The following is a 16,553-nucleotide window of genomic DNA, read 5'->3' as shown; positions in this document are numbered from 1 at the left end:
ACAGCACGCCAAGTTCCGATCACGAGGCAACCGTCATGAGCCTTGTTTCGAAGATCGTGACCGCCAGACGCCGGGCGCATCTGAACCTCGGCAACGGCCGCTCCGGGCGCAAGGGGCCTCGAAAAACGCTACGCCAGAGGCAGACCCGCGTGCTTCTCGTGATGATTGCCCTGATGGTATCCTTCGGCGCGAGCGCCGTTCGGCTGATCCAGTACGGCGTTCGCGACCCGCTGGCCACATCGGACATCTTGCCGCCGGACAAGTTGCTCGCCTCGCGCCCCGATATCCTCGATCGCAACGGCCAGCTTCTTGCGACGGATATTCGGACAGTGTCCCTCTTTGCTGAGCCTAATCGCATCGTGGACGTCGATGAAGCCGTCGAGAAGTTGGCGACGGTTTTCCCAGATCTTGATCGAAAGACCACCTATACAAAGCTTTCAGCGAAAGCCTCACGCTTTGCTTGGCTCAGACGGCAGCTCACTCCCCGACAGCAGAGTGACATCCTGGCATTGGGCATCCCCGGCGTCGGCTTCCGTCCGGAAAAGAAGCGCTTCTATCCCGGTGGCCCGGCGGCTGCCCATGTGCTGGGTTACGTCGATATCGACAACCGCGGTGTCGCCGGAATGGAGCGGTATCTTGATCAACAAGGGCTGTTGGATCTGCGCGCGGCGGGGATGACGACCGACATGCCCCTGGAACCCGTAAAGCTTTCCATCGACCTTCGCGTCCAGAGCATCGTTCGGGATGTCGTTGCCAACGCCATGGTTGCCTACAAGGCCGAAGCCGCCGGCGCGGTAGTTCTCGATGTGGAGACGGGCGAAATTATCGCCATGGCGTCGGTACCTGATTTTGATCCCAATCAGCCGTCCCGAACTCTTGCTGACGGCAGCACCGACAAGGAATACGAAAAGGGTTGGTTCAACCGGATCAGCAATGCAACATTCGAGATGGGATCGACGTTCAAGAGTTTCACCCTGGCTATGGGGCTTGATGAGGGGAAGATTACACTAAACTCGGTCGTCGATGCGTCGCGGCCCATCCGCATGGGTGGATTTACGATCAAGGACTTCAAGGGAAAGAATAGGGCGCTGACAATCCCCGAGGTTTTTCAGTACTCGTCGAACATCGGTACGGCGGCCGTTGCCGACATGGTTGGGATCGACCGTCACAAGGAATTCTTGACGAGACTTGGCCTGCTTTCCAAGCTGGAGACAGAGATGCCGGGCGTCGCCACGCCGACGCAGCCGCGAACATGGAAGAAAATCAACTCTGTCACGATTTCCTTTGGACATGGAGTGGCAACAACGCCGCTGCAGACGGCTGTGGCCGCAGCCGCGTTGATCAACGGTGGCAATCTTGTGCCGCCTACATTCCTCCCGCGCAGTGCGTCACAGGCTAGAGACATCTCGAAGGTCGTTATCAAGGACCAGACGAGCGTCGACATGCGCTACCTCTACTCATGGAATGGTTTAAAGGGCTCCGGGCGGAGCGCCCAGGTCGCGGGATTCAACGTGGGCGGTAAGACAGGAACGGCAGACAAGGTGATCAACGGACGGTACGCAAGCGACATGAACTTCAATGCCTTCGTGGCAGCGTTTCCGATGGACAAGCCGAAATACATCGTCCTCTCGATTATCGATGCGCCCCGGACAGGTGAACATGGCGGTCGCACGGCCGCTTCAACCGCTGCGCCAATGATCAAGTCGATCATTGGGAGAACGGCACCATTGCTCGGCGTCGAGCCTCGGTTTGGTGGCCCGGACTTGCAGTATGAACTGGCTGACTACTAGCCCGTTCCGGCTACACACCAGCGCCGGGTTGCAGACCGCAGCCCGGGCGCGGGACCGGGGGACTTGCGACGGCTGACGTTTTGCCGCGCCCGACATCAACGATGACAGGAAGGTGGTTCGAACCGTACATGGGGCCAGTCCGGCGATCGCTCACCGCCAATGAGCCCGAGACTGCTACATGATCGATCGTCGATCCAAGCAGCAGAAAGGGATAGAGCTTCAGGCTGAACCTGCTCGTGACGAATGGGTTGCCCGACCCGGCGTCTGCCAATCCACCTTTCGCAAGTGCTTCGTTGAAGAATGGCGAAGTGCTCGGTGTATTCCAGTCTCCAGCCACGATTACGTCCGAGCTAATCGCATCCTGAGAGGCAACTTTCGCCATCGTCGCCAGATGAATGTTGCGTTCGCGCCATTGATCCATAGACCGCGGCGTTTCGGGATGGATTGCGTACAACACGAGCGGACGGCTCCAGCCGCCGAGCTGCAGGCGAATTGGACGTTTGTGGAAGTCAGTCCCGATCGTAGTGTCGCTCACCGGGCCTTCGCTCGTTATCGGCAGCTTCGAGAACACCTTCACGCGGTCATAGGCCATTATCTCGCGAGTGCTTTCGTATCCGAACATCGCCAGTCCGCGGATAGGATCCTGCCATGTGTCAGGAGTCTCCTGAAGTACGAGGATATCCGGCTGCTCTCTCCGAACGAAGTCAAGGAAACGATCCGGCGGGGAGGTGTTCTCGATGAACAGGTTCGCGGTCACCACTCGCAGTTCGCACCACTCGGTCTTCGCCGCCGTCCGTGCGGACACGTAGGGATACATCGAGATCAAGAGGCCGATCAGGCTCGCGGCCGTTGCCCATCTGGACTTCATCAGGACAGACGCGAGGGTCAGGACTATGCCAGTCACGACTACATACTGCCACGCGAAGGTTGCTAGGTCCAAAAGCCAGAACTTGGCGGCCAGAGCAGTGACGGCGGCAACGAACGTTGCGAAGCCCAGGCCCGCGATTGCAAGCAGACTGCGGATCGTTGTGCTCATTCGGGATGTCCTTCAAATCAGCGAAGCGGGTGGGCTTTGCACGGAAGGTACAGGTTCGAGGTGAACAATCTATCGGTGCTGCGACCGTTGATGGGAGTGTCCGCGTATTTTTTCGCTTGAACCTATAGCGACATGAGGTTGTAGGACTCGTTTATCGAAATTTCGAGGTTGCCCCCATGAACGAGATTTTAAAGACGAAGTATCGCGTCGATGGCATGGATTGCGCCTCGTGCGCCTCCAAGATCGACACCGCCGCGCGGCGCACTGACGGCATTGAGGATGTCTCCGTGTCCGTAACTGCCGGGACGATGACCGTTAGCCATGCCCCTTCAGCCGATCTTGCCAAGATGGAAAAGAGGATCAGCGGATTGGGCTATTCGCTTTTTCCTTTTCCCAAGACGGTGACGGCAGAAGCGAAGCCCGAGCATTTGCATCAGCTTGGCGATCACGATCATGGACATAGCCACGATCACAATTCCGATAGTCATGACCATGACCATGACCATGACCATGCTCAGGGGCACGACCAAAGTAATGACCGCGAAAATGATCGTGACCATCACGATCACGCTCCTCACGATCACGCTCCTCACGACCACGACCACGACCACGATCATGACCATGACCATGACCATGGCCACGGAACTGCAGCGCCAGGCGGACACTCCAGCGCTCGTCTTGACGCAATTGATGCGGGCCTTCAGGACGCGGAAGGGCTGACCCGGTTCAGGATCGGGGGTATGGATTGCGCTTCTTGCGCTGCGAAGATCGACACCGCAGTGCGACGCATCGATGGCGTAGAAGACGTGTCGGTGTCGGTAACCGCCGGAACCATGACCGTCCGTCACAAGACCCCAATCGATACCATAAGCATCGAAAAACAGGTCACTGGCCTTGGCTATTCGATCGCCACTTCGGTGCCTTCCGGGGCGCTTGCCCGCGAGCATGCGGGACACTCGCATGACCACTCGGCCGAGGGCTTGCATGGCCATGATCACGGTCCGATGAATGGTCCCTGGTGGAAGAGCCGCAAGGGACGGCTGACGATTTTCTCTGGGCTTGCGCTGGTGGCGGCTTACGTGGTGGGGCACCTCGTTCCTGCAATCGCCTCGTACGCGTTCATTGTTGCCATGCTTGTCGGTCTGGTCCCAATTGCCAAGAGAGCAATCATGGCAGCGCGAGCGGGGACGCCGTTCTCAATTGAGATGCTCATGACTATCGCTGCAGTAGGGGCGGTTTTCATCAATGCAGGCGAGGAGGCGGCCACGGTCGTGTTTCTTTTCCTGGTTGGCGAACTGCTCGAAGGCGTTGCTGCAGGGAAGGCGAGAGCCAGTATTCAGTCGCTGACGAAGCTTGTGCCCAAGATGGCATTGGTCGAAGTCGACGGAAAGACGCGCGAGGTTCCGGCGGAGGAGGTCCAAGTCGACGCGATCATACTTGTTCGTCCCGGTGATAGAGTGTCGTCGGATGGTGTCATCATCTCCGGTGAAAGTGCTATCGATGAGGCTCCCGTCACGGGTGAAAGCGTTCCCGTGCGCAAGGGCGTCGATGATCAGGTCTTCGCAGGGACGGTCAATGGCGACGCGGCGCTTCGAGTTCGTGTTACGGCCGCTGCTGCGGACAATACCATCGCGCGCGTCGTGAAGCTGGTCGAAGAGGCGCAGGAATCGAAGGCGCCGACCGAACGCTTCATCGATAGGTTTTCGCGCTACTATACGCCAGGCGTCGTTGTAGTGGCTGCCTTGGTCGCTGTAGTGCCTCCGCTGCTTGGGCTCGGGACCTGGGCCGAATGGGTCTACAAGGGACTGGCGATCCTCCTGATCGGCTGCCCTTGCGCGCTTGTCATCTCGACGCCGGCAGCAATTGCCGCATCACTTTCATCAGGCGCGCGGCGCGGCTTGCTCCTGAAGGGCGGCGCGGTGCTGGAATCGCTGGGCAAGATCACTGCCGTCGCTCTCGACAAGACTGGAACCCTTACCGAAGGAAAACCGAAGGTCACCGACGTTCTGGATTTCGGGATGGCGCCTGCGGAAATTCTTCGGATCGCTGCCGCGTTGGAAACGGGGTCGAGCCATCCGCTTGCGCTCGCAATCCTTCGCAAGGCGGAAGAAGACAAGATTTCGATCCCGGCCGCGTCAGGGGCAAAGGCACTCGGCGGAAAAGGTGTTACGGCGACGGTGGAAGGCAAAGATACGCTTCTTGCGTCGCCCTCAGCCGCAGCTGAGCGTGCGGCGCTCTCGGAGGAACAGCAGGCGGCGATCACCCGATTGAATGATGACGGCAAGACAGTCTCGGTTCTCGTCGTCCAAGGCGTGCTCGCTGGTGCTATCGCTATGCGGGATGAGCCTCGCCCGGATGCGCGTGACGGCCTGAAGGAGCTGGCAGACCTCGGTGTGAAAACGGTGATGCTGACTGGTGACAACAGCCGGACAGCGTCGGCGATCGGCAAGCAGCTCGGCATCGCCGTCAAAGCTCAGCTTCTTCCGCAGGACAAGCAACGGATTGTCGGCGAGATGCAGGGGCTTGGCCTGATCGTTGCAAAGGTGGGCGATGGCATTAATGACGCTCCGGCTCTTGCCGCAGCCGACGTGGGAATTGCTATGGGCGGCGGTACGGACGTAGCTCTGGAAACTGCGGACGCCGCCGTTTTGCATGGGCGCGTCTCTGACATCGCCAGGATGATCAAGCTGTCAAAGCGGACTATGCGCAACATCTACCAGAACATCACGATTGCGCTCGGCCTGAAGGCAGTCTTCCTCGTCACCACCATCATCGGCTTGACTGGTCTTTGGCCAGCCATTCTCGCCGATACAGGCGCAACTGTGCTCGTCACAATGAACGCGCTTAGACTCCTGCGCGGCGCCTCGGACGCATAGCGCAAGCTCCCTCATCCCAAACCAACGGGACGCTTCGCGGCGAATGCCGTCGCGAAGCTCCCATTCAACGGAGAATGACATCGCATGCCCATGACGGTCGTCCTGACGCGCCGCCGACTTCTGGCACTTTCAGCAACAATAGGAGCAATGCCGCTTGCAGGCTGCGCGACCAGCTCCGGACAGCCTGTTGTTGCACCCTTGCCTTTCGATCGTCCGCGGCCGAGCCGCCCCGTCGGTCCGCCAAGCCCGCAGGAACTAGCATCGATGTATGCCGCCGTTGTCGACGACGGTCTGACGATCCCGGCGGCGCCCTACACGAAGATCGATCCACAGTTCTATCGACAGCGAGTGATGGATCCAACGGGCGAAACTCCCGGCACCGTTGTCGTCGATACGCCGAAGAGGTTTCTGTACGTCGTCGAGCCGGGCGGCACGGCCATGCGCTATGGCGTTGGAATTGGGCGCGAAGGCTTCGCATGGCAAGGAGATGGCATCATTCAGTGGCGGCAGAAATGGCCGCGCTGGAAGCCCCCGAATGAGATGGTCGCCAGGCAGCCCGAGCTGAAGAAATACTCGATCGAGAACGATGGAATGGCTGGTGGACTGGACAACCCGCTGGGTGCCCGGGCGCTCTACATCTTTTCAGGGGGACAGGACACCCTCTATCGCCTGCACGGAAACCCTGATTGGCGCTCCATCGGCAAGGCGGTCTCTTCCGGGTGCGTGCGGCTGTTGAACCAGGACGTGATCGATCTCTATTCGCGTGTGCCGTTCAAGGCCCGCATCGTGGTGCGCCAGTAGGTGAGTTGAAGTGGGCGTTTTACGGCGGCTTCGCCGATCGGAAACGTCCACCGCGAGGATGACATCGTGTTAAGCAGAAAGGCGATCCTGCAAACGCTCGGAAACACGGCGGCAATTCCTGCCGACGGTCGTCGGCCTGTGGAGCGCCGCGAAGTGTCAAGACGATGGTTGGCGGGAACCGCGCTCACTGGCTTGACGTCCACAGTCCTAATGGGCGTTGCTTTGTTCGCGGCGATGGACGGACGGCAGCAGCTCGCGGTCCCGGCCGAAGCGGTGCTGCAAACAGGAGAGGGGACGCACACCGCGGAAGCGGTCGCACGCGGTGGCAGGGTTGTCGGAACACTTAAGGCGGCGCGAGCCTCTGACAGGGCAGTGCTCGAGCTATCGACGGTCGCCAAGGAGAATGACCGAGAGGTGATTCGCAAGCAGCCCTATGCCCATGTGCGGATGCAGCTGGCTGCTAGCAGTGCGCCAACCGCGAGCTACCCCAAATTCGATCCGGCCGCGGTTCTGCTGGACGTTCCAGCAGCCGTGGCGGGTCCTGTCGAAGAAGGCTCTTTGTATGCAGCCCAGGTGGAGACAGAGGTTCGTCTGAAGACAGCTTCCTTGGCGATGGTGCCCGGGCTTCGTTTGGATCCTGAACGAACATTGGAAGAAGTAGAAGCCTCCGTGCGGTCCGACGGTGCTTTGCTCTTGGATGGCGCCACCGTGGCGACGGCATATGTTGATCCGCAGAGGTTTTCAGACGTTGACGAGCCGATTGATCTTGGGACGGCCGCGCGTGTTATCGAGCAGAACGTTTCGTTTTCGTCGGTCTCCCCAATTAGCGGCGAAACTGAACAGTTCGCGGAAGACATCATCAAGATCGGCGGGACGACGCCAATCGCAGCGGCCCTCCGGTCAGCGGGCTATCCGGCACCGCAGTCGGAAATCATCGCTGCGACTTTGTCGAGGGAGTTGGGTGATAATGCCGCCGACGCCGGCGATTTCCTCCGCATGGGTCTCATCCAGCGAGGCCAGGAATTGAAAGTGGTGCGGGCCAGCTTCTATAGAGGCGAGATGCATCGCGGCACCGTCGCCTTGGATGACAGAGGCCGCTTTGTCTCTGCAGCCGAGCCAACGCAACTCGATACATTTGCCGACGGCGGGATCACCATCGCCGCGGCGCAGTCGAACAATCTCCCCAAGGTTTACGACGGTCTGTACCGCGCAACGCTCAGCTACGGCATGACGCTCGACCTGGCCGCGACGGTGATCCGCACGGTCGCACCCACCGTCGATCTCCAGGCGCCGCTTCGGCCATCGGATAGTCTTGAAGCCTTCTTCTCGTCGCAACAGGATGGCCAGGCCGTCGAAGGATCAGAACTTCTCTACTTCAAGGTTCGTTTCGGCGATCGGGAGTTTCGGTTCTATAGGTTCCGCGATCCAGCAGATGGTCAGATCGGATACTTCGACGAGAATGGGAAAAGTCTTCGTCAGTTCCTGCTCCGCAGCCCTGTTCCAACGGCCGTCGCGAATTCCAGCTACGGCATGCGGCAGCATCCCATCCTCGGTTTTGCAAAGATGCATACCGGGATCGATTACCCCGCCCCGCGAGGCACGCCGATCTTGTCGTCAGGGGACGGCACCGTTCTCGAAGCAGGCTGGGACACCGGAGGGTATGGCAACCAAACCCTAATTCGCCATTCGAACGGTTACGTCTCGTCGTATAGCCACCAGAGTGCGATAGCAAAGGGCGTGGTCGCAGGAGCCAAGGTCCGACAGGGTCAGGTTATCGGCTACATCGGTTCGACAGGCATGGCCACTGGCTCACATCTTCACTACGAATTGCTTGTCAATGGCCGCCGTGTGGACCCTTTGAAGGTACGATTGCCAACAGCGAGTTCATTGAAAGACGATCGACTGGCTAAATTCCAAGCGGAGCGCCTGAGGATCGACACTCTCCTGGAGACGCCGCCTAAATCCAATTCGGAAGATAGCTGAAGGAGGTTCACGATGTCACACACGCATGAAGGCGGCGAAAGTCACGGTCATGATCATACAGCCGGGGCGAATGCCAAGATGTTGACCTGGGCTCTTGGCCTCACCTCTATTTTTCTGGTCGCCGAAGTCGTGGCGGGGATTGTTTTCAACAGTCTCGCGCTCTTGTCTGATGCCGCACACATGATGACCGATGTCGCGGCGCTCGCCATAGCTCTCATGGCGATCAAGGTCGGCAATAGGCCAGCGGACGAGCGTCGAACTTACGGCTACAAGAGACTGGAAGTTCTGGCAGCAGCGTTCAACGCTATCCTCCTGTTCGCAGTGGCAATCTACGTCTTGATCGAGGCGATCGATCGCTTCCGCAATCCTGTCGCGACGGAGTCGACGGGGATGCTGATTGTCGCCGTCCTCGGACTGATCGTTAACCTAGTATCCATGCGACTACTCGCGGCAGGGCGCGATGCAAGCTTCAATGTGAAGGGTGCCTACCTCGAGGTCTGGGCAGACATGCTTGGCTCCGTTGGGGTTATCGCCGGGGCGCTGGCGATCCGGTTCACGGGATGGTCGTGGATCGACCCTATCGTCGCGGTCGCGATAGGTCTTTGGGTTCTTCCCCGCACTTGGATACTGTTGCGCGACACAACGAACGTTCTGCTGGAAGGAGTACCGTCCGGCATCAATCTTCCGGATGTGAGATCGGCGATAGCAGAGACGGCGGGGGTCACCGGAGTTCATGACCTTCACGTTTGGTCCACATCGAACGATCAGGTCAGCTTCACCGCCCACATCACTGTTCGGAAAGGCCAGGATCAATCGTCCGTACGGCGGTCCATCGAGGCGGTTCTGCAATCCCGCTTCGATATCAGTCACTCCACCATTCAGGTAGAGCAGGAGGGCGAGACACATGTCAACTCCGACTTCCACCAGTGATGGAAGCAACGATCACTATCATTGCGTCATCGCCGGGGGCGGCCCTGCAGGATTGATGCTTGGCCTTCTTTTTGCGCGGAAAGGACTTAAGGTCGCTGTAGTCGAGCGCCACGACGACTTCCGCCGGGACTTTCGGGGCGACACGATCCATCCGTCGACGATGCAGGTGATGGACCAGATTGGTTTGCTGGCTGAGTTGCTTGCCCTCCCACATACAAAGGCACCCAAGCTCTATGCCGAAGTCGATGGCAAGGAAGTATGCATAGCGGATTTCACGAAACTGCGTGTTCCTGCTCCCTATATCGCCTTCATGCCGCAGTGGGATTTCCTGAAATTCCTCGCGGATCAGGCGCAACGGCATCCGAATTTCGATCTCCTGATGGGATCAAGCGTGAGGGACCTGATCTGGCGCGACGGTGAAGTTCGAGGTGTCGAAATTGAGACTTGCCAAGGATTACGAAAGATCGAAGCCGATCTCGTGGTTGCAGCCGACGGGCGGCGCTCACAACTCCGGAAACTGGCAGACCTCCCCGTCGAGACATTCGGTTCGCCTCGCGATGTGGTGTGGTTCCAGGTGCCTCGCCAACTTGGAGACCCGGATATCGGAATGACCCACGCAGGTCCGCGACAGGGACTTGTTCTGATCGACAGAGGGCCGTTCTGGCAGTGCGGCTATTCGGTAGCGAAGGGCAGCTTTAAGGAGGTGGCCGACGGAGGCCTTGAAGCGTTCCGCCGGACGATTGAAGCGGCCGCGCCCTTCTTGGCGTCTCGTCTCGATGCGCTCGATAGAACAGATCTCCACCTTCTTCGCGTGAGGATTGATCGCTTGTCGAAATGGTGGGTGCCGGGCTTGCTATTCATCGGCGACGCGGCGCACGCGATGTCGCCGATCGGCGGTGTCGGGGTGAACCTTGCTATCCAGGATGCGGTCGCAGCTGCCAACATCCTTGGCGCTCGGTTGCTCGTCGGCAACGTTCGTGAACGCGATCTAAAGCGGGTTCAAAAGCGGCGGATGTTGCCGACGAAGGCCCTGCAGCGACTTCAGGTCATGATGCAAGGCCGGGGCGAAAAGCAGAGGGCGAGCACCCCGTTGTCGGCGTTCATGCGGGCGATGGCGAAACGTTTGCCGCTTCAGCACGTGGCGGGCCGGATCATCGGGGTTGGGATTCGGTCTGAGCACGTTGCGCGGATCCGTTCTCCATAGGAATGTGAAAGAAGCTGAAGATAAAAATGCTCAGGACAAATGTCAGGAGGCCGAACAGGTAAAATGCGTTCCGCTTCTTGATGGCTTTCTTTCGCTGCTCGGCGAGCTCGGTATTATGCACCATCGTTCGCTCCAACTGCCGCCGTCCGGCGGCGCGGCATGAGCGCAGTCCAGACCGCAAACGCACTGGCGCCCGAAACCACGAAAACGTCGGCAAGGTTGAATGCGGGCCATGCCCATTCTCCAGCATGAATGGACAGGTAGTCGGTCACGGCGCCGTTTCGAAAGCGGTCTGCGATGTTGCCCAGTGCGCCGCCGGCCATTGCGGAAAGGAAAGTGCGCTCCGCGCGCGAGCCCGTTCGGCAGGCCCAGATGACAATGGCTGCGACGATCCCCGTCTTCACCCATGCGGCGAGTGTCGGGAACGCACCGATTTGCTCCGAGAACATTCCGAAACTGATGCCACGGTTGAACACGAGGACAAGATCGAAAAAGGGAGCGAGCTCGATGACCCGGGGAGGCTGCATCACGAATTCCACGACCAGGAACTTCACGAATTGGTCAACCAGTACCGCGGCTGCGATGATGCAAGATATGAAAAGTACTCCTCGCCAAAAGCTTGCGAAAAGGTATCGGCCATCAGATTCAGACATCTGCAAATGGTCTCCATACAGCGAGAACCCCGATTATGCTGCAGACGACCGACGCGACGACCATCGCGATCAGGAAAGTGAAAATCATCCTTCTTCTCATTCGAGCGATCAATCCTGACTATGTTGCGGATCGTTGGGAGGTGTCTTCTTAACGACGAATTGGACATCGACCTTCCCAGCCTTCTCAAACTCCAGGGTGACCGACATCTTGTCGCCTGCCGTGAATTGTTTGGTAGGCTCGACAATCATGAGGTGGATCCCGCCAGGTTTGAGTTCGACGGTCTCTCCCGCGTTCAAGGCTACACCTTCGGTGAGACGACGCATCTTGGCGACCCCGTCGAGGGTAGTGGTTTCATGGATCTCCACGCGCTTTGCTTCGGCCGAAGAGCCTCCGACGAAACGGTCCGCGGTCGTCCCGCCATTTTGCAGTTCCAGATAACCCGCGATAACAGGCGCTGCCGTCGGTGCTTCCTTGACCCATGGGTGCTGTATTGCGATCGCGCCGACTTCGAAATCATGGGCGAGGGCGCTCGTGGTCGCGGTTCCGACCAGCACAAGTCCGATAAGTAGACGTTTCATTCGTTTCTCCCGATTCTCCTTCATTGGTACGACCTCTAGCGGGGTGAGATGCAAGCTGGATCGCTCACTCCTTATTCTTCGCCGTGCTGGTGGGCCAAAGCGATCGAGTTGGTTACGGGGCCTGCCACAAACCGGGTGATCTGGGTTCCATCCGACATCGACAGCGTGACGACGGCTACGCCGACGTCGGAAGCAGAGCGTGTGGCGCGAAAATAGATCGAATCCTGCTCCATAGAGACGCCCGACAGGCCGGGAATGGTCAGAGCGCCCTCCGACACCTCCATCTCGACCGGAGACTGGGCCGGAGGCGATGCGACGATGGTGATTGCCTCGTACCCGGTGACTGAGACACCCGTGACCACGGCGTCTTTGGGCATGCCATTCCATAGCGTCAGGTAAATGTTGTCCACGCCCTCATCTTCTGAGGCTACAAAGTCCACGTGTTCGATCGCAAGCGTACCGTTTGCGTGCTGGTCATTGGTGTCGCGTGCCGTCGCGCCGGAGCCGAGCAGAATCAGAAATGCCACCAAAGCGTGGGCCTTCATCGGTTTGCTCCAAGTGCTGTCATCCCTTTCGCCGAAGGTAGGACGACGGAGACGCGGAACGTCTCCTGGTGCGCAATGACCACGTCGCCTCCGGAATTGCGGGCAATCTGTCTTACGATGGCCAGACCCAAACCGGAGCCGGGACCCGTCTGGCGATGCTTGTGAAAGCGGTCGAACAGGCGCTCTCGTTCGTCAGTTGCCGGGGCAGGACCGTCATCCTCAATGTCGAGCACAACTTTGTCTTGATCGTTGCGCAGGATCACCCTCGTGGTGCCTTTTCCGTGGAATAGCGCGTTTTCAAGCAGGTTCTGGACCGCTTGTCTCATTTGGCCAGCGTTTCCATTGACCGAAAGTCCGTCGCTAATCTCGACGTACACGTCGCGCTGAAAATCCTCAAAAAGCAGCATCATGTCCGCAACGGCTTCGCGAACGACACGTGACATCGATATCGTCTCTGTCTCCATCGGTAGGGCCGCGTGGCTCTCGGCGCGCGCCAAGGCCGTCAACTGGCCTACAAGGCGCGCCATCTGCTTCATTTCACGATCGACCGAGTCCCAGTCTACATTCTCCTCCGAGCGTGCCTTCTGAAGCCGCAGCCCCAGGACGGCAAGTGGAGTACGCAGCTCGTGCGCTGCCTCCGCCGTAAACCTTCTCTCCGAAGCGTAGGCACGCGCCAGCCTTTCGAGCGCGCCGTTGGCTGCCACGGCAAGAGGACGTATTTCTGTCGGAAGGTCATCGATGGGAATGCGTTTCGAGGCGTCCGCCGCGTCGATGCGTCGGGCGAGAGCCGCGGCTTGTCCTACAGATCTGAGAACCCAGGCGGCGAGGGTGATGACCATTAGGAAGGATAGAATTCCCAAAGCGGCGATCACGAAGGTACTGCCAGCCAGTTCGACACGCAGCAGTGCCCTAAGTTCCTGGCGCTCTTGCCAATCGCTCTTCTGAACGACCAATACGTTCGATCCCAATGGACGCGATATCGATGCGGATTGACCTTCGATCCGTTCCTGACCAGAAGGGAGGAGAGATGGAGGGCGGCCGTTGTCCGGAGACGAAAGTACCAGGGCGCCCGAGCTGTCATAAACGGCAAAATGCCAATCGGCTTCCGCAAAACGCGTGGGCAGGTTGCGCACCCAGTCGGTGCCTGAGTTTGTACCTGCCGCTGCGAACAGCGCATCGACCTGCTTGTTCATGATGTGGCTGCGCAGGTCCTGGTCTATATCGAGCAGATAGATGACCACATTTGCGGCTCCGAGGGCGAAGACGACGGCCATGGCTGCGGTGAGACGTCCGCGAAGGCTCTTAGTCCACTTCAACGTCTTCTCCCGGCAGCAGTCGATAGCCGATGCCCCGCACGGTGGCGATCCTTGCCGTCGCATGGGCAGCGATCAGTTTCCGACGGAGGCGTGAAACGACAGCCTCCGTAGCGTTTGGAGTGACGCTTTCGTCGAAGGAGTAGAGACGATCCTCCAGTCTGTCTTTTGCGATAACGCCGGGATAGATCTTGATGAGTTCCTCAAGCAGGACAAACTCACGCCTGGCGAGGTCTAGCGTCTCGTTGCCGACGCGAACATCCCATCGCGAGACGTCGACTGAGAGGTTTCCCAGCGACATGATCTCCTCTAATCGAGCGCCGGGACGCCGTAGGACTGCTCGAAGCCGGGCCTCCAGCTCCAACACGTCGAAAGGCTTCACAAGGTAGTCGTCAGCTCCGGAGTTGAGGCCCGTCAGTCGATCGCCGATCTGGTCGCGGGCCGTCAGGATGATGATTGGAAGCGAGCGATCTTTGCGCGCGCGCTGTTTCTTCAAGACCTCAAGCCCGTCGAGCGACGGGAGGCCTAGATCGAGTATCATGCCATCGTACTCTGTTGATCGGAGCGCTTCCAGGGCCTCCGGCCCGTCGCCCACCTTGTCAACGATGAAACCCGAACCCGTCAGGTGCTCCTGAACGAGCTTACCCAAGGCCTCGTGATCCTCCACGAGCAATATCTTCATGAACTCTCCAATCGTCGCAGCATAAGGCACGCTGCTGCCTGACCGAATGCTGACCAACTTAAATCGAGGCGGACTTTTCTTCGACGTCCGATGTTTATCAGGTTCTGGTCAGATTGAGTCAGGTAAGGGGTTAAATCCCAGACCCAAAGGAGGGCATTTTGAAACGTAGCGACCGTTCCTCCGTCGTGGCCGCCGCCGTCATCATGGTGATGAGCTTCGTAATTCTCTCGGCACTGCCAACTGTGGTGCTGTGGTTTGGAACGTTCTCACCATGGTTGGGCTTTGCAAGCGGAGCATTGATGATTGGCTCCTTCTTCCTTGTCTTCTGGGCGCGTGCGCTATGGCAGCGCCGCCACGATCGCTAACTAGCTTATGCAAAACCGCCTGCTAACGGCTAAGCTCTCCCTGAGATGTCTGGCAGCACTAGGGGACGAGCGGATCGCCTGAAATTTGACGAAGGTTCCATAATTGTTACTATGCGATTTTAATTAAGATATTGATATATATATGGATAATGTCCTTGGATTGGTCAGTCTGATCCGTGTGGATCACTCCGATCCAGGGCGTCGACCCATTGATAGTCCTGCTTTGAAAGCACCACGACCTTTATGCCGATCTTTGTCGCGTCTGCGGAGTCCAGCCAGTTCATCTGGTTCGGCTTTGCGGAGGCTACAAATATTACTGTCGACCTAGGCAGTCCCAGCTCGGTCAAATATGCGCCTACCAGTGCGTTACCCAGGCCGCTCTCAAGAGGGGTGCCTTTGTCATCGCGCGTGTACGCAGCATGAAAGCCAATCTGCGAAGAGTTCGACATGTATCGCTTGGTGCCCCCCAACCACGCGAGAGCGCAGGCGGAAGCGCAACGTGCGTCGAATGCAACTGCCGTTTCAAGCCCCTTCTGGCGGATAAGCTCTCCGATACGAAGACCGGCAGTCAGCGAACCACCATCACTCTTGAGAAGGACACCGCCACCGTTACAGTCCGGTGTAAGAGCGTTGAAGATGTTTTCGTCGCCAACTTTGATCTCGCCTTTAAACGTGACTGCACAACTGCCGTCTGGGCCGAAGTTGGCAAAAACCTGAGCGGCATCGGCCATTCCTGGCAGGACCAGCAGGTTACATAGCAGGCTGACTACTCTCAGAGACGACAATGCCATTTCATTCCCCTTCAACGACAGCGACGTCTTTGTCAGTACGAACCCGGGCATTCTTGGCGAAGTATTCGTAAGAGTCGGTCCGCTCGCCGTCGACGAAACGAAAACTCTTGGGATTGGGTGTACTGTGGATATTCAAAAGGTTCGCTTGCGCCGTGTTACTGATCGAGAATTGCGATGGTTCCATCCAGCCACATGCTTCCGGCGATTCCAGTTCGTTACCCAAAATGTCGATGTGCTCGTTTCTCCTGATACCAATGTTCACGGGCCATTTTCCGGCCAGCCCTTCGGACAGGCTATCGAAGGAAATGATCCGCAGGTCGTCTTTTTGGAGCGCAGCAATTTTCGAACGTCTGGTAGGGTTGGCGTCGTATTCGGATCGCCTGCTATAAACGACGACAAATTTATGCTCGATAGGGTTTCGACCCATGTGAGTCGGGATCAACAGCGCGGACATCTGGCTACGGAAAGCGGCTTCGTTATCGCGTATAAGCCATGCTCTCCAGTCTACCACTTGATTCATGGCGTGCTCGAAGTCTGGATGAAGTGTATTCGAGCCCTCTTTAAAATATTTCGATGAGGGTTTCTCTATTTCGATGTGAACAGCGTGCCAAAGCACAGTGCTTTTCGAGAGATAGAAAAATTCAGATTTGTAATCGGCTCCGAACGACAATTTGCGCAATACGATACCGCACGAGATACCGTGGTTCTGCTCAAAATCCCTTGGAATGAGACGCGTGTTTCTTTCAATGTATGCCTGATATACCTGTTCTCGCTCTTTTTTGTCGAGCAAGGCGAGATATTCTTCCTTAAGGGTGGATACTTCTTCCCTCACGGCAGCGTTCAAATTCGTCAAATTTTGTCCCCCAGCACCCATTTCTCGCCAATGCATCGTAGGCTGCTTCGAAAGTCTGTTTCACCCTAAACTCGGTCATCCTTATCGCGCATTTTCGGATTGTACAGGAGAAGGTTGTTTCAGATTATCGCACAGTAAACCAAAGAGTTACT

At 58.0% G+C, this 16,553-nt stretch carries 15 protein-coding genes; 7 read left to right on the top strand and 8 right to left on the bottom strand.

All coding sequences use genetic code 11. The features are described 5' to 3' along the window. Window positions 1-35: 35 nt before the first annotated feature. Entirely contained in the window at window positions 36-1,790 is a 1,755-nt protein-coding gene (locus tag ACQZ5H_RS31965) for a peptidoglycan D,D-transpeptidase FtsI family protein (protein WP_449100139.1), read from the top strand. 10 nt (window positions 1,791-1,800) lie between these two features. On the opposite strand, the gene ACQZ5H_RS31960 is transcribed toward ACQZ5H_RS31965, so the two are convergent. Continuing rightward, window positions 1,801-2,826, bottom strand: a complete 1,026-nt coding sequence (locus tag ACQZ5H_RS31960; RefSeq protein ID WP_449100138.1) for an endonuclease/exonuclease/phosphatase family protein — start codon at window positions 2,824-2,826, stop codon at window positions 1,801-1,803. 176 nt (window positions 2,827-3,002) lie between these two features. Between ACQZ5H_RS31960 and ACQZ5H_RS31955 the strand changes: the two genes are divergently transcribed. The 5 genes from ACQZ5H_RS31955 to ACQZ5H_RS31935 all read left to right on the top strand — a co-directional run bounded on the left by ACQZ5H_RS31955 (window position 3,003) and on the right by ACQZ5H_RS31935 (window position 10,620). Beyond that, the gene (locus tag ACQZ5H_RS31955) at window positions 3,003-5,702 is read left to right on the top strand and encodes a heavy metal translocating P-type ATPase (protein ID WP_449100137.1); all 2,700 of its coding nucleotides are present in this window, start codon (window positions 3,003-3,005) and stop codon (window positions 5,700-5,702) included. Window positions 5,703-5,786: 84 nt separating this feature from the next. After that, the gene (locus tag ACQZ5H_RS31950) at window positions 5,787-6,503 is read left to right on the top strand and encodes a L,D-transpeptidase (protein ID WP_449100136.1); all 717 of its coding nucleotides are present in this window, start codon (window positions 5,787-5,789) and stop codon (window positions 6,501-6,503) included. Window positions 6,504-6,569: 66 nt separating this feature from the next. Then, window positions 6,570-8,486 carry a M23 family metallopeptidase gene (locus tag ACQZ5H_RS31945; protein ID WP_449100135.1) on the top strand — a complete coding sequence of 639 codons (1,917 nt, stop codon included), beginning with the start codon at window positions 6,570-6,572 and terminating at the stop codon, window positions 8,484-8,486. 78 nt (window positions 8,487-8,564) lie between these two features. After that, window positions 8,565-9,416 carry a cation diffusion facilitator family transporter gene (locus ACQZ5H_RS31940; RefSeq protein ID WP_449100154.1) on the top strand — a complete coding sequence of 284 codons (852 nt, stop codon included), beginning with the start codon at window positions 8,565-8,567 and terminating at the stop codon, window positions 9,414-9,416. After that, window positions 9,391-10,620 carry an FAD-dependent oxidoreductase gene (locus tag ACQZ5H_RS31935; RefSeq protein WP_449100134.1) on the top strand — a complete coding sequence of 410 codons (1,230 nt, stop codon included), beginning with the start codon at window positions 9,391-9,393 and terminating at the stop codon, window positions 10,618-10,620. Before ACQZ5H_RS31940 ends, ACQZ5H_RS31935 begins: the two co-directional genes overlap by 26 nt. Before the next feature lie 113 nt (window positions 10,621-10,733). Here ACQZ5H_RS31935 and lspA read toward each other — a convergent pair whose 3' ends face one another. The 5 genes from lspA to ACQZ5H_RS31910 form a co-directional block, all read right to left on the bottom strand. Then, on the bottom strand, window positions 10,734-11,273 hold the full coding sequence (lspA, locus tag ACQZ5H_RS31930) for a signal peptidase II (protein ID WP_449100133.1): 540 nt from the start codon (window positions 11,271-11,273) through the stop codon (window positions 10,734-10,736). A gap of 108 nt (window positions 11,274-11,381) precedes the next feature. Further along, complete coding sequence (locus ACQZ5H_RS31925; RefSeq protein ID WP_449100132.1) at window positions 11,382-11,852, bottom strand: copper chaperone PCu(A)C; 471 nt, start codon at window positions 11,850-11,852, stop codon at window positions 11,382-11,384. 71 nt (window positions 11,853-11,923) lie between these two features. Further along, the gene (locus tag ACQZ5H_RS31920) at window positions 11,924-12,397 is read right to left on the bottom strand and encodes a hypothetical protein (protein WP_449100131.1); all 474 of its coding nucleotides are present in this window, start codon (window positions 12,395-12,397) and stop codon (window positions 11,924-11,926) included. Then, window positions 12,394-13,713 carry a sensor histidine kinase gene (locus ACQZ5H_RS31915; protein WP_449100130.1) on the bottom strand — a complete coding sequence of 440 codons (1,320 nt, stop codon included), beginning with the start codon at window positions 13,711-13,713 and terminating at the stop codon, window positions 12,394-12,396. Before ACQZ5H_RS31915 ends, ACQZ5H_RS31920 begins: the two co-directional genes overlap by 4 nt. Continuing rightward, entirely contained in the window at window positions 13,700-14,392 is a 693-nt protein-coding gene (locus ACQZ5H_RS31910; RefSeq protein ID WP_449100129.1) for a response regulator transcription factor, read from the bottom strand. Before ACQZ5H_RS31910 ends, ACQZ5H_RS31915 begins: the two co-directional genes overlap by 14 nt. 158 nt (window positions 14,393-14,550) lie before the next feature. Between ACQZ5H_RS31910 and ACQZ5H_RS31905 the strand changes: the two genes are divergently transcribed. Next, window positions 14,551-14,757 carry a hypothetical protein gene (locus tag ACQZ5H_RS31905; RefSeq protein WP_449100128.1) on the top strand — a complete coding sequence of 69 codons (207 nt, stop codon included), beginning with the start codon at window positions 14,551-14,553 and terminating at the stop codon, window positions 14,755-14,757. Between the two features lie 164 nt (window positions 14,758-14,921). Here ACQZ5H_RS31905 and ACQZ5H_RS31900 read toward each other — a convergent pair whose 3' ends face one another. Continuing rightward, the gene (locus ACQZ5H_RS31900) at window positions 14,922-15,548 is read right to left on the bottom strand and encodes a hypothetical protein (protein ID WP_449100127.1); all 627 of its coding nucleotides are present in this window, start codon (window positions 15,546-15,548) and stop codon (window positions 14,922-14,924) included. 1 nt (window position 15,549) lies between these two features. Next, complete coding sequence (locus ACQZ5H_RS31895) at window positions 15,550-16,401, bottom strand: Shedu anti-phage system protein SduA domain-containing protein (protein WP_449100126.1); 852 nt, start codon at window positions 16,399-16,401, stop codon at window positions 15,550-15,552. Window positions 16,402-16,553 lie beyond the last annotated feature (152 nt).

The organism is Rhizobium sp. 21-4511-3d (assembly GCF_053522545.1).
The sequence above is the reverse complement of the archived record's forward strand: the minus strand, read 5'-3'. Positions and strand labels throughout refer to the sequence as shown.

Bases quoted from the DNA above. Each gene is read 5' to 3' on its own strand.
- ACQZ5H_RS31965 (WP_449100139.1), top strand. From the start codon at position 36: ATGAGCCTTGTTTCGAAGATCGTGACCGCCAGACGCCGGGCGCATCTG.
- ACQZ5H_RS31960 (WP_449100138.1), bottom strand. From the start codon at position 2,826: ATGAGCACAACGATCCGCAGTCTGCTTGCAATCGCGGGCCTGGGCTTC.
- ACQZ5H_RS31955 (WP_449100137.1), top strand. From the start codon at position 3,003: ATGAACGAGATTTTAAAGACGAAGTATCGCGTCGATGGCATGGATTGC.
- ACQZ5H_RS31950 (WP_449100136.1), top strand. From the start codon at position 5,787: ATGCCCATGACGGTCGTCCTGACGCGCCGCCGACTTCTGGCACTTTCA.
- ACQZ5H_RS31940 (WP_449100154.1), top strand. From the start codon at position 8,565: ATGTTGACCTGGGCTCTTGGCCTCACCTCTATTTTTCTGGTCGCCGAA.
- ACQZ5H_RS31935 (WP_449100134.1), top strand. From the start codon at position 9,391: ATGTCAACTCCGACTTCCACCAGTGATGGAAGCAACGATCACTATCAT.
- lspA (WP_449100133.1), bottom strand. From the start codon at position 11,273: ATGTCTGAATCTGATGGCCGATACCTTTTCGCAAGCTTTTGGCGAGGA.
- ACQZ5H_RS31925 (WP_449100132.1), bottom strand. From the start codon at position 11,852: ATGAAACGTCTACTTATCGGACTTGTGCTGGTCGGAACCGCGACCACG.
- ACQZ5H_RS31920 (WP_449100131.1), bottom strand. From the start codon at position 12,397: ATGAAGGCCCACGCTTTGGTGGCATTTCTGATTCTGCTCGGCTCCGGC.
- ACQZ5H_RS31910 (WP_449100129.1), bottom strand. From the start codon at position 14,392: ATGAAGATATTGCTCGTGGAGGATCACGAGGCCTTGGGTAAGCTCGTT.
- ACQZ5H_RS31900 (WP_449100127.1), bottom strand. From the start codon at position 15,548: ATGGCATTGTCGTCTCTGAGAGTAGTCAGCCTGCTATGTAACCTGCTG.